The organism is Pseudomonas fragi, from assembly GCF_025426255.1.
In the GTDB taxonomy this organism is placed as follows: Bacteria; Pseudomonadota; Gammaproteobacteria; order Pseudomonadales; family Pseudomonadaceae; genus Aquipseudomonas; species Aquipseudomonas kulmbachensis.
Genome location: NZ_CP104861.1, coordinates 4,670,053 through 4,695,267 on the forward strand (window position 1 = coordinate 4,670,053; position 25,215 = coordinate 4,695,267).

At 58.8% G+C, this 25,215-nt stretch carries 19 protein-coding genes; 5 read left to right on the forward strand and 14 right to left on the reverse strand.

Translation table 11 applies throughout. The features are described from left to right. The first annotated feature begins 92 nt into the window (after nucleotides 1-92). On the forward strand, nucleotides 93-881 hold the full coding sequence (locus N7D90_RS21580) for a response regulator transcription factor (protein ID WP_261739875.1): 789 nt from the start codon (nucleotides 93-95) through the stop codon (nucleotides 879-881). Nucleotides 882-1,000: 119 nt separating this feature from the next. Here the strand turns inward: N7D90_RS21580 and N7D90_RS21585 are convergent, their stop codons facing one another. Genes N7D90_RS21585 through cpaB form a run of 8 tightly spaced genes read right to left on the reverse strand, consistent with a single transcriptional unit; the run spans nucleotide 1,001 to nucleotide 8,428 of the window. Then, a complete protein-coding gene (locus N7D90_RS21585) occupies nucleotides 1,001-1,267 on the reverse strand; it encodes a DUF3613 domain-containing protein (RefSeq protein WP_261739876.1) in 267 nt (88 codons plus the stop codon). Nucleotides 1,268-1,284: 17 nt separating this feature from the next. Continuing rightward, on the reverse strand, nucleotides 1,285-1,974 hold the full coding sequence (locus tag N7D90_RS21590) for a tetratricopeptide repeat protein (protein ID WP_261739877.1): 690 nt from the start codon (nucleotides 1,972-1,974) through the stop codon (nucleotides 1,285-1,287). Between the two features lie 14 nt (nucleotides 1,975-1,988). Continuing rightward, nucleotides 1,989-2,873: a type II secretion system F family protein gene (locus N7D90_RS21595; protein ID WP_261739878.1), complete on the reverse strand. Its 885-nt coding sequence runs from the start codon at nucleotides 2,871-2,873 to the stop codon at nucleotides 1,989-1,991. 1 nt (nucleotide 2,874) lies between these two features. Beyond that, the gene (locus tag N7D90_RS21600; RefSeq protein WP_261739879.1) at nucleotides 2,875-3,759 is read right to left on the reverse strand and encodes a type II secretion system F family protein; all 885 of its coding nucleotides are present in this window, start codon (nucleotides 3,757-3,759) and stop codon (nucleotides 2,875-2,877) included. A gap of 9 nt (nucleotides 3,760-3,768) precedes the next feature. After that, nucleotides 3,769-5,043 carry a CpaF family protein gene (locus N7D90_RS21605; RefSeq protein ID WP_261739880.1) on the reverse strand — a complete coding sequence of 425 codons (1,275 nt, stop codon included), beginning with the start codon at nucleotides 5,041-5,043 and terminating at the stop codon, nucleotides 3,769-3,771. Next, nucleotides 5,040-6,239, reverse strand: coding sequence for a pilus assembly protein (locus N7D90_RS21610; protein WP_261739881.1), 1,200 nt, complete (start codon nucleotides 6,237-6,239; stop codon nucleotides 5,040-5,042). Before N7D90_RS21610 ends, N7D90_RS21605 begins: the two co-directional genes overlap by 4 nt. After that, on the reverse strand, nucleotides 6,236-7,462 hold the full coding sequence (locus N7D90_RS21615) for a type II and III secretion system protein family protein (protein ID WP_261739882.1): 1,227 nt from the start codon (nucleotides 7,460-7,462) through the stop codon (nucleotides 6,236-6,238). Before N7D90_RS21615 ends, N7D90_RS21610 begins: the two co-directional genes overlap by 4 nt. Before the next feature lie 39 nt (nucleotides 7,463-7,501). Next, nucleotides 7,502-8,428: a Flp pilus assembly protein CpaB gene (cpaB, locus tag N7D90_RS21620; protein ID WP_261739883.1), complete on the reverse strand. Its 927-nt coding sequence runs from the start codon at nucleotides 8,426-8,428 to the stop codon at nucleotides 7,502-7,504. A 330-nt stretch (nucleotides 8,429-8,758) separates the two neighbouring features. On the opposite strand from cpaB, the gene N7D90_RS21625 reads away from it, so the two are divergent. Beyond that, on the forward strand, nucleotides 8,759-8,980 hold the full coding sequence (locus N7D90_RS21625; RefSeq protein WP_261739884.1) for a Flp family type IVb pilin: 222 nt from the start codon (nucleotides 8,759-8,761) through the stop codon (nucleotides 8,978-8,980). Nucleotides 8,981-9,029: 49 nt separating this feature from the next. Further along, nucleotides 9,030-9,437, forward strand: coding sequence for a response regulator (locus tag N7D90_RS21630; RefSeq protein WP_261739885.1), 408 nt, complete (start codon nucleotides 9,030-9,032; stop codon nucleotides 9,435-9,437). Between the two features lie 133 nt (nucleotides 9,438-9,570). On the opposite strand, the gene N7D90_RS21635 is transcribed toward N7D90_RS21630, so the two are convergent. From N7D90_RS21635 to pbpC, 3 genes are all read right to left on the reverse strand, one after another. Beyond that, nucleotides 9,571-11,253 carry a ShlB/FhaC/HecB family hemolysin secretion/activation protein gene (locus tag N7D90_RS21635; RefSeq protein ID WP_261739886.1) on the reverse strand — a complete coding sequence of 561 codons (1,683 nt, stop codon included), beginning with the start codon at nucleotides 11,251-11,253 and terminating at the stop codon, nucleotides 9,571-9,573. A 191-nt stretch (nucleotides 11,254-11,444) separates the two neighbouring features. Next, a complete protein-coding gene (locus N7D90_RS21640; protein ID WP_261739887.1) occupies nucleotides 11,445-12,722 on the reverse strand; it encodes a collagen-like triple helix repeat-containing protein in 1,278 nt (425 codons plus the stop codon). A 319-nt stretch (nucleotides 12,723-13,041) separates the two neighbouring features. Beyond that, nucleotides 13,042-15,333, reverse strand: a complete 2,292-nt coding sequence (gene pbpC, locus N7D90_RS21645) for a peptidoglycan glycosyltransferase PbpC (RefSeq protein ID WP_410012335.1) — start codon at nucleotides 15,331-15,333, stop codon at nucleotides 13,042-13,044. 84 nt (nucleotides 15,334-15,417) lie between these two features. Between pbpC and N7D90_RS21650 the strand changes: the two genes are divergently transcribed. Beyond that, entirely contained in the window at nucleotides 15,418-15,711 is a 294-nt protein-coding gene (locus N7D90_RS21650; RefSeq protein ID WP_261739889.1) for a hypothetical protein, read from the forward strand. 180 nt (nucleotides 15,712-15,891) lie between these two features. Here N7D90_RS21650 and N7D90_RS21655 read toward each other — a convergent pair whose 3' ends face one another. Beyond that, complete coding sequence (locus N7D90_RS21655; protein WP_261739890.1) at nucleotides 15,892-20,781, reverse strand: alpha-2-macroglobulin family protein; 4,890 nt, start codon at nucleotides 20,779-20,781, stop codon at nucleotides 15,892-15,894. A 249-nt stretch (nucleotides 20,782-21,030) separates the two neighbouring features. On the opposite strand from N7D90_RS21655, the gene N7D90_RS21660 reads away from it, so the two are divergent. Continuing rightward, on the forward strand, nucleotides 21,031-22,374 hold the full coding sequence (locus tag N7D90_RS21660; protein ID WP_261739891.1) for an MATE family efflux transporter: 1,344 nt from the start codon (nucleotides 21,031-21,033) through the stop codon (nucleotides 22,372-22,374). A gap of 77 nt (nucleotides 22,375-22,451) precedes the next feature. On the opposite strand, the gene speA is transcribed toward N7D90_RS21660, so the two are convergent. After that, complete coding sequence (gene speA, locus N7D90_RS21665; protein ID WP_261739892.1) at nucleotides 22,452-24,371, reverse strand: arginine decarboxylase; 1,920 nt, start codon at nucleotides 24,369-24,371, stop codon at nucleotides 22,452-22,454. Between the two features lie 206 nt (nucleotides 24,372-24,577). Then, entirely contained in the window at nucleotides 24,578-24,949 is a 372-nt protein-coding gene (locus tag N7D90_RS21670; protein ID WP_261739893.1) for a translation initiation factor Sui1, read from the reverse strand. Between the last annotated feature and the right edge of the window lie 266 nt (nucleotides 24,950-25,215).

The window sequence follows — 25,215 nt, forward strand, 5'->3', positions numbered from 1 at the left end:
ACATAGTCGTAAAGTAGGTCTACGTTTAAATCAGTCGCCTCAAATGAGTGGACAAAGAAGTCCCTGATTGGTTTACCAGGAAGGAGAAGCGTGTGAACAAGTCCCAAACTCTAATAAAAATACTCGTGGTAGACGATCAGCCGTTGATTGTCGAAGAGCTGTGCGAGTTTCTGGAAAGCAGCGGTTACCGTTGCGTGCCTTGCAACTCAAGCAGTGAAGCCATCAGTGCCTTCGTTGCCGACCCACTGATAGGTCTGGTGCTGTGCGACCTGCACATGCCAGAAATGAATGGCATCGAACTGACCCAGCACTTGCAAAAACTCGCCGGTAAACACCGCGCGTTTGAAAGCATTTTGCTGACCGGTCGAGCAGACAAGCAGGATGTGATCAAAGCCTTGCGTATCGGCATTGCCGACTACTATCAAAAGCCGGTCGATCTGAATGAGCTGCTTGAGGGCCTCCAGCGTCAGGAAGCCAGCTTGCGCGAACGCCACAAGAGCGATCAGCTGGGCCACCTGAACCAAAAACTGCAGAACCTGGCAGAGTCGATTGACGAACTGTATCAAGACATGGAGTCTGCTAGACGCCCTCCGCAATCCGACTATCAACCCTCAAGTCCACAAGACTCAAATGAGGGCACCTGGCAACAGATCCCGACGATTTTCAAACAACTATCGCCGCGCCAACTGGACGTCGCCAAGCTGGTCAGCAAAGGCCAGACCAACTACCAGATCGCCTGCGATCTGGGCATTACCGAAAACACGGTCAAGCTCTACGTGTCTCAAGTACTGCGCCTGACCCACATGAACAATCGCACCCAACTGGCTCTTGCCCTGTCCCCTAATGCCCCTTCCAATCACCACCGACAGACTGCGTATTAATCGCTGACTAGCGGCCTGAATAGCTCGCAAGCCAGCTCCCACAGAATGTGTTGTTGCACAACAACTGTGGGAGCCGGACTAAATCACTAAAACAGCCGCCCCCCCCACAAAGTGCACACTCAATTCTGCTTGGCTGTACCCCCTTCATCCTGTTTGTAATACTCGGGAATTGGATGCTTGTAGCTGTCCAGCCAGCGTTGCAGGCTTAGCTCTCGCTCTGCCGGGGTGGCAACCTGGCGTATCGGCGATTGGGCCTGACCACTGATCTGAAGCTGCAACCAGTTTTCGGTTTGCTGCTGGTTTTTGGCCGCAGGGCCAGGCTCGATGGCCAGCGCGCCTAGCGGCAGCAGGGCCAACAGCACCCCCACACGAATAGAAAAAGTCATGGCAAACCTCCAACAGATTATTTGATTGCAGCCACCTGGTTGCTGGCTGTCTTGGCTTGGGTCTTCAATTCCTGTGCCCGGGACTGAGCATCACTCACCTGCTCGGGTGTCAATCCGGCACGGGTCACCAGTTCGGCAGCCTGTTTCCACTGATCCTGGTAAATCAGCAAGGTCACCAGATTCAGCGCCGCCAGCGAGTCGTCCTGCTTGAGCTCCAGAGCAGTCAAAAACTCAAACCGGGCCTCATCAACCCGGCGTTGATTGAGGTACACCACCCCCATGTCATTGCGAATCTTGGCATCGGTCGGCGCAAGTCGCGACGCACGCTCAAGGTAGGTGGTTGCCAGTGCGTTATCGCCGCGCCCCGCTGCCAACTGGCCCAGCCCATGCTCCCCTTCAGCGGCCAGACACCCCCCCAACAACCCCCGGTACAAGGGTTCAGCTTCACTTCGGCCCAACTGGCGATAGATCCGCGCCTTGCGTAGTTGTACCTGCGCGGAACGCTCCGGCAGGTTTTGCAGATTGGCCAGGCTGGCGTGCAGCTTGCCCTCCTTGGCCATGTCATCCGCCAGGTTCAGCGACAGTTCCTGCTCGCTACTCAATTTGGCGCAGCTACCGCTCATGGCCAGCCACGGCGGATTGCTCTGCCCCCCTGTCGCACAGCCACCCAGCATCAGCAGCCCACACACGACGATGACAAGTTTCATGCTCATACTCCTGATCAAGAGGCAAAGGCTCGTGAGATCGCGACAAAACTCGGCCCGGCCAATACGATCATTAGCGCGGGGAACAGAAACACCATCATCACTACCGACATCTTGGCGGACATCTTGGAGATGTATTCCTCCATACGTGTCATGCGCCGGTCGTCGAGCAACTCCTTGAGCGCCTGCAGCGATTTCATCGCGCCGCCACCCTGTTGAATCAACTGCAGCAGGATCACGCAGGTGTCATTGAACTCATCTACTTCCAGCAAGCTCGCGGTCTTGCTCAGCTCCTGGCTCAACTCCAGCCCCGAGTCCACTCGGGCCAGCACTACCCGCAACTCGCCAGTCAGCACCGGCAGCAGTTGCCTGGCCTCCTGGCTCAGCACGCGTAACGCCTGTTCAACCGCCATGCCCGACTCAAACAGAATGCGCAGTAACGGGATAAAGGTTGAAACCTCCACCGCCACTTCCTGCTGCCGTTGTTTCGCCGCGTAGGCCAACAGCCGCTTGGGGATCAAATACCCCAATGCCAAAGCCAACAGCAGTACCGCCAACAGGTTGCCTGCCTTGGGAAAGAACAACTCATGCCCCAGAAACACCAGCCCGGCAAAGGCCACCGGCGTACATACCTGAAAGGCGGCAAACAACGAACGCTGACTGGCCGTGCGCCAACCCACGCGGTTGAGCAGGATCTGAGTCTCGTTATCCAGCGAAACCGAGCGCTGACCAAACTTGCTGTTGCCCACCGCCCGCATCCACAGGCTGAGTTTGCCCGGCCCGGTCTTGTCACCTTCCAGGCGCTGCATCACCCGCTGCTGACGCAGGCGATCCTGGATCACGTTGTTTAGCAACAGCGCCATAGCGCCCAACAGTAAAACTGCGCAAATCAAATAGGCCATGTCATACGCTCCGCACCATGCGCCACAGCGCTAGACTGCCAAATACCTGCATGGCCAAGGCCGATAGCAGCAAGTGCTGACCACTAATGTCTTGCCACATCTTGACCATGTAAGTCGGGTTGGTACCCAGAAAAAAGCCGCACACCAACAGCGGCAACAGGCCCAGTACCAGCGCCGTCACGCGGGTTTCACCCGTCATGGCCTTCAACTTGCGAGCCCCTTGTTCACGCTCTCGAATCAGCACGATCAGGTTGTCCAGCAACTCACTGGCGTTACCGCCGTAGCGATGGTTAACCTTCAGGCCAAGGGCAAACATGCGAAATTCATCGCGCTCATACAGCTCGGCAAAGTCCTGCACCGCCTCGGGTAAACTCGCCCCCAACTGCACATTTCGCGACACCCGGCTGATACTGCTTTTGAGCGGATCACGGGATGAATCTATGGCATGCAGTACCGCATCGACCAAGGTGCGCCCCGCCTTCAGGCTACGGACACAGTGATCGAGCAACTGTGGCAGCTGCCCCACCATGCGCCCCACCCGGCGGTGATATCGCCATCTGACAAATAGCCACACCAACAACGGCGGCAACACCAGCAGCGCGAGTAAAAACACCCAGCCACCGAGCAAACCACCCACCACTACCGCAGCGGCCCAGAGCCCCAACCATAAACCCAGGCGTTCGGAAGGGCGGCCCAGACCGGCCTGTAGAAAAGTCCGATCCAGCCAAGCCACGCCCTGGATCTTTTCCGCCAGTTGCGGCTGGTCGACACCCAAACGGTCCAGCACCCGGCTGGTAGTCGGGTCACGCAGGGCGCGGTACACCAAGCTCAGCGAAAACGCGAACATCAAAAAGCTGATGGTAAAAAGCAGTAAGGCCGGGATCATGGGTGCACCTCAGCCGTGAGCATTCAAAATGGGATCACGACGCAACTTGTCGCCTGCCGGGTTCACGGCTTCACGCATAAAGCCAAAGCCAGTGCGCTTATCCAGCCGGAACAGGGTGTTGGTCACATACACATCGTCACGCACCCCCACCACCTCCAGCACCTCACTGACACAACGCCGGCCATCCGGCATACGCGTGAGCTGGATGATCACGTCGAGTGCGGCGCAGATCATCTGGCGCAAGGTTTTTTCCGCCACTGTGCGGCCCGTCAGGCCGACCAGAGTTTCCAGACGCAACAACGCATCCTGCGCGGTGTTGGCGTGCACGGTGCTCATCGAACCATCGTGACCGGTGTTCATCGCCGTCAATACATCAAGCACTTCCACACCCCGGATCTCGCCGAGGATGATGCGGTCCGGACGCATCCGCAGGGCGTTGCGAATCAAGTCGCTGGCTTTGACTTCGCCATGCCCTTCGGCATTTGGCGGACGCGTTTCAAGGCGTACTACGTGAGGGTGACCCAGCTGCAATTCAGCCACGTCTTCGATGGTGACCAGCCGTTCGTGAGGGTTGATCAGCTGGCTCAAAATATTCAGCAGTGTGGTTTTACCGGTGCCAGTACCGCCGCTGATCAAGATATTGCAGCGCTTGCCCACCGACTCCTGGAAAAACTCGAAGATCGACTGGTCGATGGTTTGCATCGCCACCAGGTCGCTGCTTTTAAGCATGTCCTTGCGAAACTTTCGAATCGACAGGCAAGGACCATCCAGCGCAATCGGCGGAATGATCGCGTTCACCCGGCTGCCATCGGGCATGCGCGCATCGACCATCGGCGAGGATTCGTCCAGGCGCCGACCCAGCGGTGCCAGGATGCGCTGCATGACCCGTTCGACGTGATGATCGTCGATAAAACGCAGGTCGCTTTGACTCAGCAAACCCTCGCGTTCAACGAACACCCGATACGGGCCGTTGACCAGAATTTCGGTAACGGCAGGGTCTCGCAGCAGTACTTCAAGCGGGCCAAAACCGGTCAATTCATCGACGATTTCTTCGGCCAGCCGCTCCATCTCATAACGGGAAATAGCCAGGTGCAGGCGCGACACATACTCCGCAACCCGCTCGGTGACAAACTGCGCCAGAACCAGACGCGAATCTTCCAGCAGGTTTTTCCCGGTCTCCTCAATGGCATCAATGATGTAGCGATGCAGTACCAGTTTCAGCCCGTCGTGATCCGCATGACCGTCTTTGTACAGGCCAGAGCCGAACAACTGTTCATTGGTCATTTTGAGCCCCACAGGCGGTTCAACCACATGGCAGGCCCGGACGATACCTGCCCGGGCAACTGCGAACGCCTGGATAGCCGCTCACCGAGTTTTTTCAGGCCCAGACTCAGGGCTTCTCGCGGGCCCAGATCAAACAAGGTGGCGGCCTGATTTTTGGCATTGATCCGCAGTTCCGGGCTCAACGGCAGCGTTGCCAGAACCGGAAAGCCAAAACTCTTGGCCAGCGCGTTGGCATCAGGTGCCACACCGCGCAGATAACGATCGACCAACAACCCCGCGTGCTCCAGCTTCATGCCCTTGGCGCGCCAAAGGCTGAGCACGTCCAGGTTACGACGGCAGTCGAGCACACTTTGGTCGGTGTACCAGAGCAGGGTGTCGCAATGACTGACGAACGTGCGTAATGCCTCACTGTCGGGCTGCCCCGTGAGGTTCACCACAATGTGCTGAAAGTGCTGACGCAAGGCGCTAAGCAACATATACAACTCGGCAGCGCTGGTAAGTTCCAGAGGCTCGTCGTTGTCACTGTGGGCCAAAATCCGCAGACCGCCCGCGGCCTTGGTAAAGGCGCTGTCAATCAAGGTGCTGTCCAGGCGTCGCAGATGGCGCAAGGCATCGCCAAAAAAGAACGAACTCTCAAGCCCCATCAATGCCAGGCCATCACCACGGGGCACGCCCAGGTCCAGGAACAGGGTTTTTTGATCATGCTTTTGCACCACCAGCCCCAGGTGGCTGGCGAGCAACGCGCCGTCGGCATTGCATTGCGCACTGAACAGCACACTCAGGCCACCCAGCTCAGCATTCGGCGCGACTGCAGGCAAGCGCTTGCTCAAGCGCCGAACCAGCCCCGCCACCTCACTGGAACGCGAACCGTAGGCCACAAAATCCCTGGCGCCCGCACGCATGGCGTTCAGCACCAACTGGTTGTCCATGCCGTCGCCCAGGGCAACTATGGCCAGCATCGGTTTGGCTTCCAGTGCGCCTTCAATCAGCGCGCACTGGGCCACCACCTTGTCGCGGTCCAGGCCGACAAAAATCAACCCGGCAAAGGTCACATCCACCAATGCCAGCAGTTCGTCCAGGCTACTGCTGCCTGCACCTACCACTTGCCCCAGCGGCGCCAGCGCACCTTGCAACCATTCAAGATCGGTGTTGTTGCGCGTTAGCGCGAGAAACGTCTGGCTCAGGTTTTGGCTCATTGTGATAACCCACTACGGCGATTGGCATTGCCGTTATCGAGGAAATACAAGCGATACCAGTTAGGGTCGTAATTGCGTAGATTTTCACCGGGCAAGGACGGCAGCTGCGCATTGGCCGCCAACGGTTGAACCAGGTGCGGCGTCACGATCATCAGCAGCTCTTTCTCTTCGCGACTGATGTTGGAGTCGCGGAAAAACGCGCCAAGAATCGGGATATCTCCCAGCCCCGGGAATTTATTCACCTGTGAGGTATTGCGCGAACTGATCAAACCACTGATCACAAAGCTCTCGCCGTCGGCCAGGGAGATGCTGGTGTCCGTACGACGAACCGTAAGGCCCGGTACTAGCGTCCCGGCGATATTCACCGCATTTGTGTAGTCCAGTTCACTAACCTCTGGCGCCACTTTAAGCATGACGCGATCACGCCCGACCACGGTTGGGGTCAGCGTCAGACGGATACCAAACTCCTTGTACTCGATCGAGACGTTATCGCTGCCGCTGCTGGGCACAGGAATCGGCACTTCACCACCGGCGAGAAAGGTCGCACTCTGCCCGCTCATTGCCACCAGGCTTGGTCGCGCCAGGGTGTAGGCAAAACCGCTGCCTTCCAGAGCGTTGATCATGGCCTTGACCTTGCCACCGCCAAAACCGATGTTGAAATACTTGCTGTTGGCAACAGGACCGCCCGTGATCACCCCCTCAGCCGTACTGAGGAATGAACCCGGAGAGCCGAACAAAAAGTTGCTGCCCATACCAAAGATCGAGGTACTGGCTTCCTGCAACTTGGTGCGGCTGACTTCGACAAAGCGAATATCGGTTTGTACCTGTACCGGCAGCGTGGAGTCTTCTGACGGTGACAGTGAGGCACTGGTAAAGCCCCCGGTGGCCTTGCCCTTGACGAATATCATGCTCTGGCGAGGGGTTTTCGAGCAGGCGGTCCAAACCATCAGGCTGGTAGTACCTGGCGCCATGCCGGTGAGCAAAAAGGCATTACTGCCATTGGCGTGAACATCGGCGATGGTCGGGTCACCCACCGCAATACGGGAAATGCTGACTGGCGAATCCTGTGCCTGCTGGCCACCCTGGGCCACTTCCAGTACCGCTGGAAACTGGCTGAGTGCCGCGCAATTATTTGGAACGGCCAAGGCCATTTCGAAAGGCAGGCTGCTCAAGATCAGAGTCCAGACAGCACGCTTGTACAACGGAACGCAACGATGGCTCATGCTGGGCTTCCTTGAAGATCAGGATTTTTATCGGGCAGGCTACTTAGCCGTTTGGTTGCCGCGAATAATTTCGATACCGCGCACACGAGGGGCGCCGCCGGGGTTGCCAGTGACAGGGCCTTTTACCGGGCCGGACATGGCTAACTGATTGAACTGATAAAGGCTGCGCTTGGCGTTATCGAGGTTATTGGAAGCCTCCTGTTCGCCCGCCCAATACTTGCTCAAACGCTGCTCCTGAGCGCTGCGCACCGCCAGACGCAGAGTGCCGGCCTGTGTGGCAAGCATCAGTTGATTGAGCAGTGGCTCAGGAACCGCCAGTACTGCGGTGCGCGCGCTGGCACGACGCTGTTCCTGCTTGAGCGCTTCCTCGGCACTCTTCGGCTGGGAGGCCAGTTGACCATCGTTGGTCAGACCCAAATCATCCCCCACGCTCAACACGCGAACCGCAGGCAATACCACCTGAGCCGATTGCTGCGGGTTGGCGGTGTCCTGCCGCAGAAACAGCAGGATATCGACGTAGTCACCCGGCGTTAGCTGCCCGCCCGCGCCGGTCACTTCGTCAATCGCTACCGCCAGTGCGCGTTCATTGGGGCGAATCATCCGCGCCAACGGGCCGCCCATATCAAAGCTCTGCTCATTGAGCCAAGTACCTGCACTCAGGCTACGCCAAGGGGTACGGCCCACCGCCTGATCAATCGCGGTGAGGCTGCCGGCAGGCACAGTGGTCAATTTCTCCAGGGTCACATCGGCGGCCGTCAAGGCCACATGCGGAGGCACGTCATGGGCTAAAACCACCACTGGCTTGCGGGTCGTGTCTTCAGCCGCCACCACTCCCTGCTCGATTACCTGAGTGACCGGAAGTGCAGCTATCGGCTGTTGCCGACTCAATACCAGGCCCCAATAACCGGCAGCAATAGCCCCAACAAACAAAATCGCGGCGAGTATTAAACTGCGTCGATTGTTCATGCACAAACTCCCTTTCTTACGGCGTACTGCAGACTAAAAAACCAATTCGCAATCAGGCAGCTATGAACAAATAACGCCGATGCAACCCACTTCGTTACTTGAAAATAGCGCAGAGAAATCAAAATGCCATTATTGGAACTAAAAATCTTTACTTAATTTTTAATAATTTGATTTAACACACACTTTTCGACGGCTAATTAGAATTAATACTTTATGATTAGTCCATTGTTACAGTTGCTTTAAAATACTTTATTGCCAATGCTGTGATGGCAGATCGCAATCAAGCCGCACCATTGCAGTGCCCACCTCGGTGCACTAAGGAGAAGTCAGATGATGTTAAATACTGTTCTGAGAGTGTACGTGCCTACTCAGGTATTCTTGTCGCGCCAGGTCAAACAGTTCGTCCAACGTACTGACGGTGCTTCGGGTATTGAGTACGCTGTTATTGCTGCGATGGTAGCCGTTGTTATTGCCGGGTTCTCACCCGACATACAAACTGCTGTAAAAAACGTATTCACCACTATTAAAACCGGACTCACACCTCCGGCCTGATAACGTTTAGTGGGGCCGCCAACTTTATAACTCACTATGAGTCATTACTATGAGCACCTCTTCGCCGCGCCAACAGCTCCTTCTGGTGGATGACGAAGAGGACGCACTGCTGGAGTTGGCTGAGCTGTTGGAGGGCGAGGGCTTTGGTTGCTTTACGGCAACGTCAGTCAGACTCGCCCTTCAGCAGTTGGCCCGGCATTCGGATATTGCACTGGTCATCACTGACCTGCGCATGCCGGAAGAAAGCGGCATAGCGCTGATCAAGCGCCTGCAGGAACATGCATCGCGCCAGCATTTACCGGTCATCGTTATTTCCGGGCACGCCGACATGGGCGATGTCAGCGATCTGTTGCGCCTGCACGTACTGGATCTGTTCCGCAAACCCATCTACCACGTGCGTCTGCTAGATACTCTAAACACCCTCTTCCCCTCGCCTCCCCCGTTGCACCAACCCTGACCTTAATTATATTTTCGCCGTACAAAAACCCCACAAAAGTTGCCGAAAACCGTAATCTTCCAACTCTTGAAAGACCACAATTACCAACAACTTCCGTGGGGTTAAACGGTTCCGCCAAGCTACATATATACCCCTACAACTGGTAACTAAAGCTCAACGTATAACGCGGGCTACGGTTAAAGCTGTCCAGCGCAATATCAGACATCGGCTTGGCAACTTCCAGAGCAATGTTGTAATAACGCCTGTCACCAAAACGCATCCCCACGGACGCCGAAGACATGTCTGAACCTTTTAATGGCAGTTCGTTGTACCAGGTCTTGGCCCTGTCCAGTACCGCATAAGGTTGCAGCAACTTCACCCATTCCCCGTCACGGTTAAAGCTGTAGTTCAGTTCATAGGCCACCCCCCAACCCTTGTCCCCCGAAGCCTGATCGTCCGGATAGCCACGGCCGAAGTTCTGCCCGCCAAATACTGCGCGCTCGCTGTCAGGCAAACTGTCGTCGGTCCAGTACAAGGCACCTGACATTACGCCCTGCCAGTTATCCAGAAAGCCGTCACTTTGCACCCCCGACAAACGCAACCGGAAGAAGTCCAGATCGTAGTGGCTGCCGGTCAGATTACTCTCGCTTTTGGCCCCCAAACCATCGATCCCTTGGTACACACCGGCACTCAAGATGCGTAACTGCCTGGCATCGGACTTGCGCCAATCGCCTTCATACGCCAGTGCGCGCACGTTGGTTTTTTCGCTGATGGTCTGCCCATAACCGACCACGTTGTAGTCAGTAGTGTCGTTCACCCCATACAACCGGGCGGCGACGCTCAGCCATTGATCAGGCGCGGCTATCAGCGGATGGCTGACGCCTATCGAGAAACGGTCATTCTCACGATGGGGCTTGAGCTCAAAACCATCGCTGGTAGCGATACTGGTGCTCGGATCACTGCGATAACTGGCGCCATACACGCTTAGCTGTGTGCCTTCGGCGTTCAAGTACTGGCTGTAATCGAGGCGGTAGTAGTGCTCCTTGTCTTTGCCCGGGGGAAACAAACCGCTCAGGGTCAGCTGTTCAGCCATGGCCGTTTGCGAGTTGCTGCTGGCCCCGAACAGTGCCTGAGTACTATCGCGACTGCCTTCGACAAAGCTCATGCTGGTAGTGAACGGTTTACGGCTGGCACCAATATGCAATGTCGATGCACCGTCGGTGGTGCCAGGCGGAGGTACTTGCGCCTGCAAGGTCACGCCGGGAATCCGGCTCATCAGCGTGCTATAGCGATCAAAGGTTTTACGGGTCAGCGGGCGCTCGCCCTTGAGCTTGTCTACCAGCTCATCAATAAAGCCTTTGACCCGTCCAACATCACCGTCAACCTGGTAATCACGGATATAGCCTTCTACCAGTACCACACGTACCAGCCCCTGATCGAAATCCTGCTGTGGCAAAAATGCATACGAGAGCAAATAGCCGTCAGTCTGGTAGCGCTGGGTAATGCCGCGCGTCACCTCAATCAATTGCGCCAAGGTGATTTCATGGCCCAACAACGGCTTGAACACCGCGGCCAATTCCGGCAGCGGGTAGACCGTACCGCCTTCAATCTGCAACTTGCGGATGGTCAGCCGGGTACCCATCAACAATGGCTGAGCCTCGGCGGCACCCGCCTTGGGCAACTCCAGCGCAGGCGCTGACGGGCGATAAGCGTCTACCGGCAAGTTGGGCGTGGGCAAGCTTTGCATGCTGTCGTTGCTGTTGAGGAAACGCGGAAGGATGTCGGCACCTGCATGCGGGGCCAGTGCCAAGAATAAAAAAGGAATGCAATTACGCATAAGACTCTCCATGTTCAACTACAGCGGCATGACGAAGGGACTTCATCTTTTTTGAGTGTTTCGTGAAGTTGCCCCAGCATCAGTCCTACAACCTGTACATGAAAAAAGACGAGAGACTCATCCGAATCTCCCGTCCCAACCAAGCGTAGGCGCTGTAGATACGGCCGTCGAACCGGCCAGGTGCAATAGCGTCAGTTTTTCTTGCCCAAGTTGCCCAACCCGCCAAGCACTCCCCCAAGAGCACCACCCAGACCACCTAAACCACCTGTTGCACCACCACCCGCACCTACCGTCGCACCCACTGAGTTGTTGTTGCTTGAATCCAGTTTGATACCCAGCAAGCCACCACCGCCCAGACCTAGCAAGCCGCCTTGGCCAGCACCAGTACCACTACCTGAACCTGTACCGGCGACTGCTCCAAGACCCAACAATCCGCCAAGACCACCCAGACCAGTAGCCGTACCTGTGCCATTGCCGGACGCCGGGTTCACGTAACCACCCGCCTTGTCAGCCACACCGCCCACACCGATCAGCACGCCGCCAACCAGGGAGGTCACCGGGTTGTTGTCGCCGGTTGTTGCCACTTTGGTGCCGAGCCCACCGACAACGCCGCCGACCTTGTTCAACAAACCGTCCACGGGAGCCCCGAGACCTGTGGTCGTGCCCACTTTGCCCGTGACGTTTTCCACCAGTGAAATGACCGGCACCAGGACTTTGTCATTCACACCACCGGTGACCTGCCCCAATTGGCCACTGGTCACGTTGGTGGTCAGTGTATTGCCGAGCATGGTCACGGTAGTGCCCACTTTATTTACCAGTCCGCCTGTGGTGTCGGTCACCTTGCCGACGACGCCGCCCACCAGCGGGATCTGACTGATCGGGGTGTTATCGAGCACAGTGCTCAAGCCCGTACCAACTGACGAGACGCCTTTGCCTACATCACTGACCGCATGGGTGGCACCCGCCACGGTAAGGCCAAGCGAGTCCTTGTCGGTGCCCAGTGTGCCCAGACCGTGGGTAAGACCATCCGTCACGGAGGTCACCGCATTGCCAGTATTCACCACCAGACCGCCACCCAGGGTGCTGACGACCGGGACGCCGTTCAACGTGCTACCCAGACCGCTGACAGTACTGCCCACGCCACCTACGGCTGTACCGACTTGCCCTACGACCTGACCTGTCACCAGAGGCGTGGCGCCTGTACCACCGCCGGTTCCGCCACCGCCCGTGCCACCACCGCCAGTTCCGCCACCACCAGTACCTCCACCGCCTGTACCGCCGCCGCCCGTTCCGCCACCACCAGTACCACCACCGCCAGTTCCGCCACCACCGGAGCCACCACCGCCAGAGCCGCTATTGCTAGCCACATAGCTCTTGGAACCGCCACCGCCGCTGCTGCAACCTGCCAGGCTGACGGTCATTACCAACAGCAAAGCCGTACTGGTTTTCAACCAAAGTTGAGTGTTCATGATCAATGCCCTGCACCTGTTATGCCTGAGTTCGAAACTTCCCTGTTCTGCGTCAGGGATAATTTCATCGGTTACAGACATGACAACGCCACGAGCAAAATCAAACAATTCACAACTTGGTATTAACCCCTTATATACAGACGAGCGCATCCACCTTATGGACTAATACTTTGGATCTACTCGACGACAAAACAACTTTATTTATCAATGTTATTGCTCACCCAACAAGTAACCGAGCGCGACAAGCCCACTTTAGATATAGGCATAATTAATGGCCTGCCCGCTGACGCGTAGGGTGCAAAAAACCGGAAACTGCCACTTATTCCACCAGGCTGAATTCAACACGCGCCGTCTGCCCGGTTTCATCGAGCACACTGAGTTCATAACGGCCCGTCTGTTGCAGCGTGGTGTTGAGCACCTCTTGCCGAGTGCTGACACCCAACGGGGCACCGTTCATAAACCACCAGCGCCGACCGTCTCCGCCCAAGGCCGATAACGCCAGGCGCAACACTTCCTGACTGGCTGCCGGACGACGCAGGCGGTCACCGTCGCGTACACCAACAATCGACAGCGGCGCAGCCGCATTCAAGGCCGGGGGCGGGCATTGCCTGGAGGCCTGCGGCAACCGCGCCTCACGCCGTTCGACACGGGGTAGCCAGGGTTCCAGCGGTGCAGGCCATAACACCACTTCACGCAGCTGCGCACCGGCGCATTGCGCTGCCACGCGCAAGCCCTGCGGGTTGACCCAAATGGTTTCACGCAGGCCCACACCCAGTGGTTGATCCGCTGCAAGCAAGGTCGGGGGCGTGGTGTGATCCAGCGTCCAGGCAAAACGCTGGCGACGGCAATCGGGATTGCCCTTGTTCATGGGCTGACCCAGCGGCCAGCAAATCGCAGCCACTGCGACGCTGGCCGGCACGGCCTGCACTGGCGCGACAATACCGCGCTGGCTGTCGCGGTTACTCAGCACATCGTGTACTTGCAACATCAAGGGCGCCGCCGACGCCAGACCAAACTGCCCCGGCACGGGCGTGCCATCCGGGCGGCCAATCCACACGCCGATCAAGTAGCGCGGCGCTACCCCTATCGCGAGGGCATCGCGAAAGCCGTAGCTGGTTCCGGTCTTCCAGGCCAGCAGGGGGCGCTGCACCAATTCGGCGTGCGGGTCGCGATCGGGGCGCGCCTGACCACTGAGGATGCGCCGGATAATCCACGCTGCACCGGGCGAGAGCATGCGTCGCTCGTGTAACGGGTCACTCGGTTGCAGACGCAAATTGGCGCTGCGACCTTCTCTCGCCAGGGCGCTGTAGCCGCTGACCAGATCCTCCAGACGACTGCCGGCACCGCCGAGGATCAACGCCAGATTGGGCTCGGCCAATGCCGGCAAACTCAATGGCACACCTCCATTGCGCATATCGGCGGCAAAGCGCTTGGTGCCATACGCTTCCAGCAACTGCACGGCGGGCAGATTCAACGAAGTGACCAGCGCCGCACTGGCCGAGACCGGCCCGCTAAAACCCATGGAAAAATTGCCCGGACGGTAGTCGCCATAGCGTCGGGGTACATCCTGCAGCAGCGATTCGGAGTGGATCAGCCCGGCATCCATAGCCATTCCATACAAGAACGGCTTGAGCGTAGAGCCCGGCGAGCGCATGGCTGTGATCATGTCGACGTGGCCAAAGCGACGCGTATCGTTGATATCCACCGAGCCCAGATAGGCGCGTACCGCCATGCTCTCGGTTTCGACCACTACGATGGCCGCCGAAGTGTGCTCGGGTAAACGGGCGCGCCAGCCCAACAACAGGTCTTCGAGTCGGCGCTGCAAGTTGGCGTCAATCGTGGTGCGAATCAACGCTGGACTGTTGGGCCGATTAAGCCGCCGCGCCAGCAGCGGCGCCAGGCTCGGTTCCAGACGCGGCGCCAGCAGCAGCGGTTCTTCCAGCGCCTCGTTCACGGCCGACTGCGGCCATACCCGGTACTCGGCCAGGCGGCGCAACACTTTGTCCCGCGCCACTTGCGCCCGCCCCGGGTGACGGTCGGGACGCAGACGGCTCGGCGCTTGCGGCAACACAGCGAGCAACGCGGCCTCAGAATGGGTGAGCTGCAGCGGGGACTTGCCCAGATACGCCCAACTGGCCGCCGCAACGCCCTGCAGAGTGCCGCCAAACGGTGCGCGATTGAGGTACAGGGTGAGAATTTGATCCTTGGACAGGTGCCATTCCAGCTGCGCGGTGCGCCACAGCTGACGCAGCTTGCCGGGCAGCGTGCGCTCGTGGGGATCAAGCAAACGCGCAACCTGCATCGACAGAGTGCTGCCGCCCGACAACACCCGCCCGCCGGTAAGGTTTTGCCAGGCCGCGCGCCCCAGCGCCAAAGGGTTGACCCCTGGGTGCTGATAAAACCAGCGATCCTCGTAAGTCAGCAAGGCATCCAGGTACAGCGGCGACACTTCACTGGGTTGCACCGGGTAGCGCCACACGCCGTTGGCATCGGCAAAGCGCCATAACGGCGTACCGTCTTCGGCCAACACCACGCGGGCCTGATCATCCTGGGGCAAGGGCAGCGGCCAAATTCGGTCAGCCAGCCACAGCAATGTGCACACCAGCAACAGGCAAGCGACTATCCAGCTCACGATGCGTAGCCGCCCACGGTCGATATCTGGCAAAGTGGCCGCCTTACTCATCGGGATACACACATGCAAGTTGAAGGGTTTTTCGAAAGCCTGGGGCAAATGTTCGGGGCCATCATTCGCTTTATCGTTGAAGGATTGGGTGGCATTTTCAGTGGCCTGAGCCACGCCGGCAGTAACTTTGTCGACGGTCTTGGCCGTGCGCTGGGCATGGAAACCTCGATTATCAGCATTGCCATTTTGGTGATCGGCCTACTGTTTTTATACAACGCCGTACGCGCCTTTATGCGCGCCTCGATCATCGGCGGGGTGATTTGGTTACTACTGGGGTTGTGGGTACTTAGCTGGATCATCAGCTAAACACCCAAACCCCGTAGATACTCTGTTCCAGGTCAAGCCCCAGTGGGAGCGAGCAGGCTCGCTCCCACGCTTGAAGTATCTCTGTAGCCGCTGCCGAAGGCTGCGCCAAGGGCCACAGGACTTTGTTTGGGGTTGCTTCGCAACCCATCGCAGCCTGCGGCAGCGGCTACACAAACATGATTACCGGCCCTTGATCACCATATCCCCTGGTGTTTCGCCCACGGCCTGCCAGTTGGGACGGTACATCGATTCCACTTGTGGTGGCGGTACGCGGTATGTCCCTGGGGTCACGGCACGGGCCAGGTACAGCAGGTGCGTGGTGCCATAGCCATCCAGTTTCAGTGCCGCCACGTAACGGTCATCGCGATATTCCTGATGCTCTACGCTGGCGTTCTGCATCGACTCACGCCATTGCTTGACCTGGGTACTGGCGTTTTCAAGGCTGGCCGCGCTCTGGCCCAGGTTCTGGTTTTCCAGCTCCAGGCCCGCAGGCAGCAAGTCGACCACCAGCGCATCCGGCACCTGCTGCTTGGCCGTAACGGCCAGATGCACCAGTACCAGATCACCACTTTTCAGCGCCTTGAGGTCCAGCGGCTCACCGTTCATGCCTAGATAATCACGGCGAATACTCATGTTCTCGCCACCCGCCGCCGGGGCTTGCTGTGGATAGCCCGAAATCGTCAGCTGTTGATAAATCGGCGTGCTGCCCTGGTTGCGCAAGGTCAGGGGCGAGGCCAGCAACGGCCCATCGAGCTTGATGCCCGATTGGGCGTTGTTCAGCTCGCGGGTCTGGCTGCCACTGGTGAGCTGCGCTGTCCAGCTGGCTTCAGGTTTGCTCAGCAGATCGCGACCGGCGAGGAACAACGAATTGCGCTCCTGGGTCGACAACCATTGGCTCGCCGCCAGTTGATCGGACAGATCGAATAAACGTTGCTCGCGCTGGCCGCTCATCAGGTTGTTTTCTTCCAGCAGGGCCAAAATCAACGCCTGATCGCGCAGCGGGCTGCCGTAATCGCCCAGCCATTGATCCGCCTTGCGAGTCACGGCCAGGCCTGCCACCAGCGCCTGATCGGCTCGCGGCTGATCGCCCATCTTCTGCAGGGCAATCGACAACTGCACCAATGGCAGGCCCGAACGGGCATCGCTGCGCCGTTCAAAGATGCTGCGCAGGGCCCCCAGCGGAGCTTGCTGGCTACGGGCCAAAACCATCGCCGCATACGCCTGCACCGCAAAGCGGGTGTGTTCGAGGTTTTCGCTGTAGTCGGCTTCGATCAGGTTGCGTTCCTGCACATAGCGCAGCAAACGCTGGCTGGCCTTTTTCAGCGCTTCGGGCGGCACCGCGTAGCCTTGATCGCGGGCGCGTAGCAGGAAGTCGGTGACATAGGCGCTGAGCCAGTATTCTTCCTGACCGTCTGCACCCCACAGGCCAAAACTGCCGTTGTAACGCTGCATCCCCAGCAGGCGCTCGATGCCTAATTCGATTTTGCGTTTGCGCTCCGCGTCCGGCTCGCCTTCAAGGCCCAGCCGTTGCAGTAACGCGGCATCGGCATACAGCGCCGGGTACAGGCCGCTGGTGGTTTGTTCGGAGCAGCCGTACGGGTAGGCCTTGAGCGCCCGGATCTGCTCGCCAAGGTTCAGCGGCGGACGGCTCGACAAGCTGAGCAAGGCTTCGCGCCCGGCCGGTTCAAAGGCTTGCAGCTCGACGTCGGGCAGGCTCCACGGTTGATCGTTGAGCACAGCGCGGTAATGCTTGAGCAAAGCTGGATACGCCGGGCGTACACCCAGGGTCCACTCTCGGGTGAACGGTGCCAGGGTTTCACCCGGCAGATCAAGACCGTTGACCGTCACCTTGACCTGACCCGTGCCATAACCACCAAGGGCCTTGACCGGCACCTGCAAGGTGCTGCGCTGGCCGGGGCTCAGCGTCACGTTTTGCGTCGCATCGCCCAGCAGGCTCAGTTGGCCCTCAGTGTTGAGCTTCACTTGCAGGGTTTGCGGTTTGTCGGTGAGGTTGGACAAGTCCAACGCCAGCCGGGTCTCGTCACCACCAGCTAAAAAGCGCGGTGCGGCCAGCTCGGCCACCAGCGGCGCGGCGACCACGGTTTTACCTTCGGCCATGCCGTAACGATCATCGGTCCAGGCCTGGGCCATCAACCGCAGTTCGCCGTTGAAGTCGGGGATATCCACACTGATTTGGCCTTCGCCCTGTTCGTTCAACGTCACCGGTGCGCTTTGCAGCGCGACGATGGTCACGCTGGTGGCAGGTCGCTTGCCGCCCTTGGCCAGCGCCGCATCACCACCGAACGCCAGACTGGCCAGACGGCCCTGCCCGGCTTCGATCAGTTGCCCGTAGATATCCAGTTGGTCCGCGCCATAGGCCTTGCGCCCAAACAGGCTGGCGAATGGGTCAGGGGTTGGGTATTCAGTGATATTGAGTACGCCCACATCCACTGCGGCCAGCAGTACATGGGCTTGCTTGGGGATGCTGCCATCGGCGTTTTTAGCCTGGATTTTTACCGTCAGCGGTTGCTTGGGACGCATTTTTTGCGGCGCGTCCAGGCTCAGCGCCAACTTGCGCTGGCTGCGATCGATCGGCAGGTGCAATACACCAACAGCACGCTTAGGGGTGATATTGGTCTTGCGTTCACCGGGGCGAATGACCAGTGCGCTGATGTACAAGTCGTGACGCGCCCAGCTCGGGTCGAGCTTGATGTCGAAGGCTTTACCTTCGGCGGGCACTTCGATTTCTTCCCACCACAGCGGGCCATCGCTGCCTTCAACCAACAAGTAACCCTTACCTGCCGCAGGTGGTGTGACCGTGACTTTGGCCGTGTCGCCATCGGCATAGGCGGCCTTGTCCAGCGCCAGCTTGACCTGATCGGGGCGCACGGCACCACCTTCGGCGTTGTCCTGGGCACGATAACCAGCCCAGAAACGCAGGCTGCTGATCAAGCCGGTTTTCGGGTCTTCGACTTCAACCCGGTAAGGGCCCCACTCCACCGGGAAACTGACCTTGGCGGTGTCGCCCGCCTTGAGGCTGAGGGTTTCTTCGTTAAGGTTCAAAAACTTCTCGTTGTAGTGATAGCTCCAGCCATCGTTGTCCGAGTAGTTCCAGTAGTAGTCGCGGCGCTCGCGCACCAGTCGCACTTTGAGGTTATCGGCGGCCAGCTTGTTGCCCTGGCTGTCGGCAACCAACAGTTCAAATTCAACCGGACCATCGCCATCGGTTTCAGTGCCCTCAAACAAACCGCGAATCCCCGGTAGTCGTTCCGCAGGCCACACCGGCTGCACCAGACGCCGAGTAATCGGGCGCCCGCCAGACTCTTGCAAGCTGGCTTGAACAATCAATTGAAGCGGCGATTTGGCATCGCTCCACTGACTTTCAAGGCTGATGGTTTCCTTGCCTTCGGCATTGAGGACGCTTTCGTCCAGTTCCAGATCCTGAGTCAGTTCGGTTTCTGTTACCGAACCAAACTGATAACCCGGCAAGGCGCTGACCGCCTCGCGCAATGGCCGCACATAGACCTGACCGCTCAAGCGATTGCCCGCTGCCGGAGCGCCGTACAGGTAACGGCCCGTCACCTGAATTTCAGCCGTTTGCTCAGGGCTCAGCGGCGTGTCGCTGCCTTTAAGCTCCAGCGCCATGCGCTCGGGCAAAAAATCCTCGACCAAAAACTCATACAGCTGCGGCTTGCCATCGCCGAAATCGAACACCAGTTGCCAGCGCCCGGTCGGTGCTTCGCTAGCCAGTTGCAGTGGGTACTGATACAGACCCGAGGCATCCGGCGACCAGACAAACTTGCGGCTGACCTGTTCGTCCGGACGGCGCACTTCAACGCTGACCGGCTGCGGCTTGACCGGGTTGCCGTCACGGTCGCGCAGCAAGGCATTGAGCAGTACGGTTTCACCGGGACGATACAAATCCCGCGGGCCAAACACAAAGAACTGCAACGGGTGCGCTTGCGGGCCACCAATATCGAACTCGGCCAAGTCCAGCGCTGCCGTATTCAAACGCAGCAAGCTGGTCTGATCACCTTGACGCGCCACCAGCACTTCGGCCTTGGGTGGCAGGGCCAGTTGCGCGTGACCGTCCTTGGCGGTTTTACCCTGACCAAGCATCTGGCCTTTGCCGTCGAGCAACTCCAGCTCGACACCGGCCAGGGCGCTGCCGCCTTCCAGCGCTTGGGTGAAGACATCCAGGCGCTTCTGGTAGCGATGGACGGAAAGGCCAATGTCGCTGAGGGTGAACAAGGTCGCCGGGGTCGAATAGCTATAACTGCCCGACGCAGTCATCACCGCCAGATACACCCCCGGCTGCTGCAAAGGCTTGATCCCGGAAGTCGGCAGGATCAGGGTTTCACGGGTATTACGCGCCGGGTTCAAGTCAAAGCGAGCGCCGTACACCAGATCGGCCATGTTCAGCAGGTCCTTGGCTTCGTAGCTTTGCAGGCTGCTGTTGCGACCCCATTGGCTAAGAAATGCCGGCAGTGATTCGGGTTTAACCCGGAAGAACTCGACATCTACCTTGTCGACGTTCAGCGCGATCACCGGCAGGCCTTCGGCCAGGCGGGTGGGCAGCAAGTTGCCACGACTGGCGAAACCGACCGTGGGCTGCAGGTCGCGGGTTTCAAGGCGGCTGACGTATTCGGCGGCCAGTTTGGCGTCGTTGACGGCGCGCAGACCGGGGTCAACGGTGAGGATCAGTTTGCGCTGTGGCTCAAGGTGGCGCAGGCGCAGCTCCATGAGGTTATCCGACAGCTCCCAGGCGCCATCGACCTTGCCGGTTTTGGCATCCACCAGATGCAGCGTGTCCGCGAAGTTCTGCTCTGGATTGAGTGGTACCGAAAAGCTGACGGACAAGGTGCTGGCACCGTCCAGTTGCACTTCGGACACATCCACCACACTCAACTCGCGCCCGGCATAGCGTTCGGCCAGGACCTTGACGTCCTGCACCGGTTTGGCCGACTGGCTCGCGGCAACCTTGGGCGCTGCGGGTTTGTCGACACTGGAAGAATCACAAGCGCTCAACAGCGCCAGCGTGCAGGCCAGGAACAATCCTTTGTTAAGCATGGTGTACTCGTTTGACTGGGCATTGAAGGGGTCGACTATATAACAGCGCGCCATGAACCACAGGCGCACTGGTCAGATTGACTGTGGAACAGGGGATTGGTTCTCCCCCGCAGATGCTGGCCCGGCTTTTGGGTGGGAGCGGGCTTGCTCGCGATGGCATCACTGCGGCCAACCGATCAGACCGCGTTGTCTGCATCGCGAGCAAGCCCGCTCCCACAGGTTACAATCACGCTCCCCAAAGGAGCCTGCATGTCATCTTCTCTACTCGCCGACTGGCGTGACCGACCGACCCATCGCCGAGTGTGGGCGCTGGCAGCGCCGATGATCCTGTCGAATATTTCCGTGCCGCTGGTGGCGCTGGTCGACAGCACCGTGATCGGCCACCTGCCCCACGCGCATCAACTGGGCGCGGTGGCCGTGGGCGCCAGCCTGTATATCTTCCTGGCCTGGATGATGGGCTTCTTGCGCATGGGCACCACCGGCTTCTCCGCGCAGGCCGCAGGCCGTGGAGATGGCACCGCTCTGCGGCAAATCCTGCTGCAAGGCTTGTTGCTCAGTGTATTGCTGTCGATGCTGCTGGGGGCCATCGCGATTCCATTCAGCGGGGTGGCGCTGAGCCTGATGCAGCCCTCGGCCGAACTGCACGCCCTGGCCCTGGACTTCTTCTATATCCGCCTGTTTGGCTTACCGGCTGCCCTGGCCAGTTATGCCCTGGTGGGCTGGTTTCTGGGCACGCAAAACGCCCGAGCGCCACTGGCGATTCTATTGACCACCAATCTGGTCAATATCGCACTCAACCTGTGGTTTGTACTCGGTCTGGACTGGGGCGTGGCCGGTTCGGCGCGGGCTTCGGTGATTGCCGAGTGGAGCGGCGCCCTGCTCGGTTTGTGGCTGACACGCGGAGCATTGCGCAAATTTCCCGGCACGCTGGTGTGGGCCGCCTTGCGCGTTTGGCACAACTGGAAGCCACTGCTGGGGGTCAACCGCGATATTTTTATCCGCAGCCTGCTGCTGCAATCGGTGTTTTTTGCCATCACCTTGCAAGGTGCCCGCTTGGGCGACGCCACGGTGGCGGCCAATGCGCTGTTGCTCAATGGCCTGTTGTTGGCCGCCCATGCCCTGGACGGTCTGGCGCACGCCGTCGAGGCGCTATGCGGACATGCAATCGGCGCTCGCGATCGCACTGCTTTGCGCCGTTCGATGGTGGTGGCCTGCGGCTGGTCGCTGCTGGCCAGCCTGGCCTTTGCGCTGCTGTTCCTGTTGGGCGGGCATCTGTTTATCGAGATGCAAAGCGACATCCCGAGCGTGCGTGAAACAGCCTTCCAGTACCTGCCGTATCTGGCCTTGCTACCGCTGATTGCAGTGTGGAGCTATTTGCTCGACGGGCTGTTTATCGGCGCCACCCGCGCCCGGGAAATGCGCGATGCAATGGTCATCAGCGTGATTATCGCCCTCCCCGTCGCTTGGGCACTGCACGGCTATGGCAACCACGGGCTGTGGATAAGTTTTCTGCTGTTTATGGTGCTGCGCAGCCTGACCCTGGGCATTTATGCGTGGCGCATGCAGCGCAAGGATCAATGGTTCGGCGCCTGAACCGAGGCAAAAAAAAACGCTGACCCGCGCAGTGCGCAGGTCAGCGTTTTTCAGTCAGCGAGGACTGTGTCGGGCAATCAGTGGCTCGACAGGTACGACGAACGGGTCAGGCCCAGACGCAGCGCATCCAGGTACTGGGTACGCTCTTTGGCGCTGATGTTGGCACTGGCCACTTTGTCGCGGTAGTGGTTCATCAGCTCTTCAGGCGACAAATGCACGTAGCGCAGCATGTCTTCGATGGTGTCGTGGGTCTCGATCCCGGCGTGGTACACGCTGCCATCGGCGTTCTGGTAGATGTTCACCGAGTCGGTATCACCGAACAGGTTGTGCATGTCACCGAGAATTTCCTGGTAAGCGCCCACCAGGAAGATACCCAGCAAGTAGTCTTCGCCTTCGTTCAACCCGTGAACCGGCAGGCTGGTCTCGATGCTCTGCTCGTCGACGTATTGCTTGATCTTGCCGTCGGAGTCGCAGGTCAGGTCTTGCAGCACAGCACGGCGCAGCGGCTCTTCGTCGAGACGATGCAGCGGCAGGATCGGCAGTACCTGGCCAATCGCCCAAGTGTCCGGCAGGCTCTGGAACACCGAGAAGTTGCAGATGTACTTGTCGGCCAGCTTGTCGTTGAGTTCGTCCAGCACCTGACGGTGGGAACGTTGACGCGCTTTCAACGAGTTATGCAGGCGACGGCACACAGCGAAGTAGCACTGCTCGGCCAGGGCTTTTTCCGCCAGGTTGATTTTGCCGTCGGCGTACTGGGCAGCGATGTCGCTCATGTAGTGCGTGGCACGCCAGTAAGTTTCGGTGACCATTTCAATGTCGGTCGGGCCCAGCAGGTCCACCAGCCACTGCACGGTTTCCGGCAGGTTTTCCTTGTTCTCGATAACCGGCACGTCGTCGTTGTGCTTCTCGACGTCGGTCACTTGCACCACCAGCATGGCGTGGTGTGCGGTCAGGGAGCGACCGCTTTCAGAAAAGATGTTCGGGTGCGGCAGGTTTTGCGCATCGCAGAACTCCTTCAACATGCCCACTACAACACCGGCGTAATCGTCCATGTCGTAGTTGATCGAGCTGGCGTTGCGCGAGTGCGTACCGTCGTAGTCCACGCCCAGACCGCCGCCCACGTCGATATGGTCAACCGGCAGGCCGAGGTTGCGCAGTTCACCGTAGTAACGAATCGCTTCCTTGAAACCGTGCTGGTAGTCCGCCAGGTTGGCGATCTGCGAGCCCATATGAAAGTGCAGCAGGCGGATGCCTTGATCCAGACCCGCAGTGCGGAAACGCTCAACCACCGACAGCAACTGCGCGGCAGACAAACCGAACTTGGATTTCTCGCCGCCGGTGTCAGCCCACTTGCTCGAAGCAAGGGACGACAGACGTACGCGCAGACCCACCTGTGGCTTGACCTTGAGCGAGGCCGCTTCTTCGATCACCAGGTCTACTTCGGATTCTTTCTCGATCACGATAAAGACGTTGTGGCCCAACTTCTGGCCCATCAGTGCCAGACGGATGAACTCGCGGTCCTTGTAACCGTTGCAGACGATGGTGCCGCCTTTCGGGGCCAGCGCCAGCACGGCCAGCAGCTCAGGCTTGGAGCCGGCTTCAAGGCCAATCGACACATCTTTGGTGGCGATGATGTTTTCGATCACGGCTTCTTGCTGGTTCACCTTGATCGGGTACAGCGCGGTGTACTTGCTCTGGTATTCCAAGCGCTCGATATTGGCATCGAAGGCGCCGGTCAGCTGGCGTACACGGTCTTGCAGGATATCCGGGAAACGCACCAGCAACGGCAAGGACAAACCGCTGTTCTTGCGCAGTTCGTCGACTTGCTCGTACAGGTCGATGGGCGAGCTGTTCGGGCCGTTCGGACGGACTTCTACGCGACCGGCTTCATTGATCGCGAAATACCCGGCCCCCCAATGGCGAATCCCATAAACGCTGCGGCTGTCCGCAACTGTCCATTGGCTGCCATCGTCTTTGCGTGTGCGTCGTACGGACATCGAAGTCCCCTATAAATAAGTCAAATAGCCCAGCCTGAAAGCAGGCTGGTGCAGTCTAAAGTGTGAAAGTGACGATTAGTCAGACCCTGACAACAGCGCCGAGTTTAGAAACCCGTGATAACAGGCTCTGTGAAAACCATGGCGAGCACAATCTGACAGCCCTTGAAGGCGTCAGACCAACTGCGCGGTGGTTTTCACAGAGGCTGCTAGCCGCCGGATTTCTTGGCTTTGAATCCGTGTTTGAGCAACTCGCCAAGCAACAGCTCGACGTGATCGCCCTGGATCTCGATGATCCCGTCTTTCAGCGCCCCGCCGGTACCGCAACGTTTTTTCAACGTGGTGGCCAGCTCCTTGAGCGCGTCTTCAGGCAGCGGCACGCCGGTGATGGTGGTCACCGTCTTGCCGCCACGGCCCTTGCTTTCACGACGCACGCGAGCAATGCCATCACCTTCGGGGATCAGGGTTTGTTTGCAGGTACAGGCGTCTACTGGCTGGCGACAGTCCGGACAGTGACGACCTGCGTCGGTGGAAAATACCAAGCCACCAAGGGCGGCGAAGGATGCGGCTTTTTTGGCCACCGGCAATCCTCATTCGGAGGACAAATAATTGGCCGGTGCATGACGCTGTTGCGCCAAGGTATACCGACCGCGAAGCCCCACTCTGGCAGGGGCAGCGCAACTCAAGCGGGAAAAACGCCTGAGCCTGAAAAAGGTCGCGCAGTGTAACGACAAAATCGCTGCTGCCCAATAGCCAATCGGCGTAAAAATCTGCGCAAGGGCCACATGGACTTCAACCGTAGGAGCGAGCCTGCTCGCGAACGGCATTCGCGAGCAGGCTCGCTCCC

Excerpts from the sequence above, each read along its gene's own strand:
- N7D90_RS21585 (WP_261739876.1), bottom strand. The coding sequence starts at position 1,267 with ATGACTTTTTCTATTCGTGTGGGGGTGCTGTTGGCCCTGCTGCCGCTA.
- N7D90_RS21590 (WP_261739877.1), bottom strand. The coding sequence starts at position 1,974 with ATGAAACTTGTCATCGTCGTGTGTGGGCTGCTGATGCTGGGTGGCTGT.
- N7D90_RS21595 (WP_261739878.1), bottom strand. The coding sequence starts at position 2,873 with ATGGCCTATTTGATTTGCGCAGTTTTACTGTTGGGCGCTATGGCGCTG.
- N7D90_RS21600 (WP_261739879.1), bottom strand. The coding sequence starts at position 3,759 with ATGATCCCGGCCTTACTGCTTTTTACCATCAGCTTTTTGATGTTCGCG.
- N7D90_RS21605 (WP_261739880.1), bottom strand. The coding sequence starts at position 5,043 with ATGACCAATGAACAGTTGTTCGGCTCTGGCCTGTACAAAGACGGTCAT.
- N7D90_RS21610 (WP_261739881.1), bottom strand. The coding sequence starts at position 6,239 with ATGAGCCAAAACCTGAGCCAGACGTTTCTCGCGCTAACGCGCAACAAC.
- N7D90_RS21615 (WP_261739882.1), bottom strand. The coding sequence starts at position 7,462 with ATGAGCCATCGTTGCGTTCCGTTGTACAAGCGTGCTGTCTGGACTCTG.
- cpaB (WP_261739883.1), bottom strand. The coding sequence starts at position 8,428 with ATGAACAATCGACGCAGTTTAATACTCGCCGCGATTTTGTTTGTTGGG.
- N7D90_RS21625 (WP_261739884.1), top strand. The coding sequence starts at position 8,759 with ATGATGTTAAATACTGTTCTGAGAGTGTACGTGCCTACTCAGGTATTC.
- N7D90_RS21630 (WP_261739885.1), top strand. The coding sequence starts at position 9,030 with ATGAGCACCTCTTCGCCGCGCCAACAGCTCCTTCTGGTGGATGACGAA.
- N7D90_RS21635 (WP_261739886.1), bottom strand. The coding sequence starts at position 11,253 with ATGCGTAATTGCATTCCTTTTTTATTCTTGGCACTGGCCCCGCATGCA.
- N7D90_RS21640 (WP_261739887.1), bottom strand. The coding sequence starts at position 12,722 with ATGAACACTCAACTTTGGTTGAAAACCAGTACGGCTTTGCTGTTGGTA.
- N7D90_RS21650 (WP_261739889.1), top strand. The coding sequence starts at position 15,418 with ATGCAAGTTGAAGGGTTTTTCGAAAGCCTGGGGCAAATGTTCGGGGCC.
- N7D90_RS21655 (WP_261739890.1), bottom strand. The coding sequence starts at position 20,781 with ATGCTTAACAAAGGATTGTTCCTGGCCTGCACGCTGGCGCTGTTGAGC.
- N7D90_RS21660 (WP_261739891.1), top strand. The coding sequence starts at position 21,031 with ATGTCATCTTCTCTACTCGCCGACTGGCGTGACCGACCGACCCATCGC.
- speA (WP_261739892.1), bottom strand. The coding sequence starts at position 24,371 with ATGTCCGTACGACGCACACGCAAAGACGATGGCAGCCAATGGACAGTT.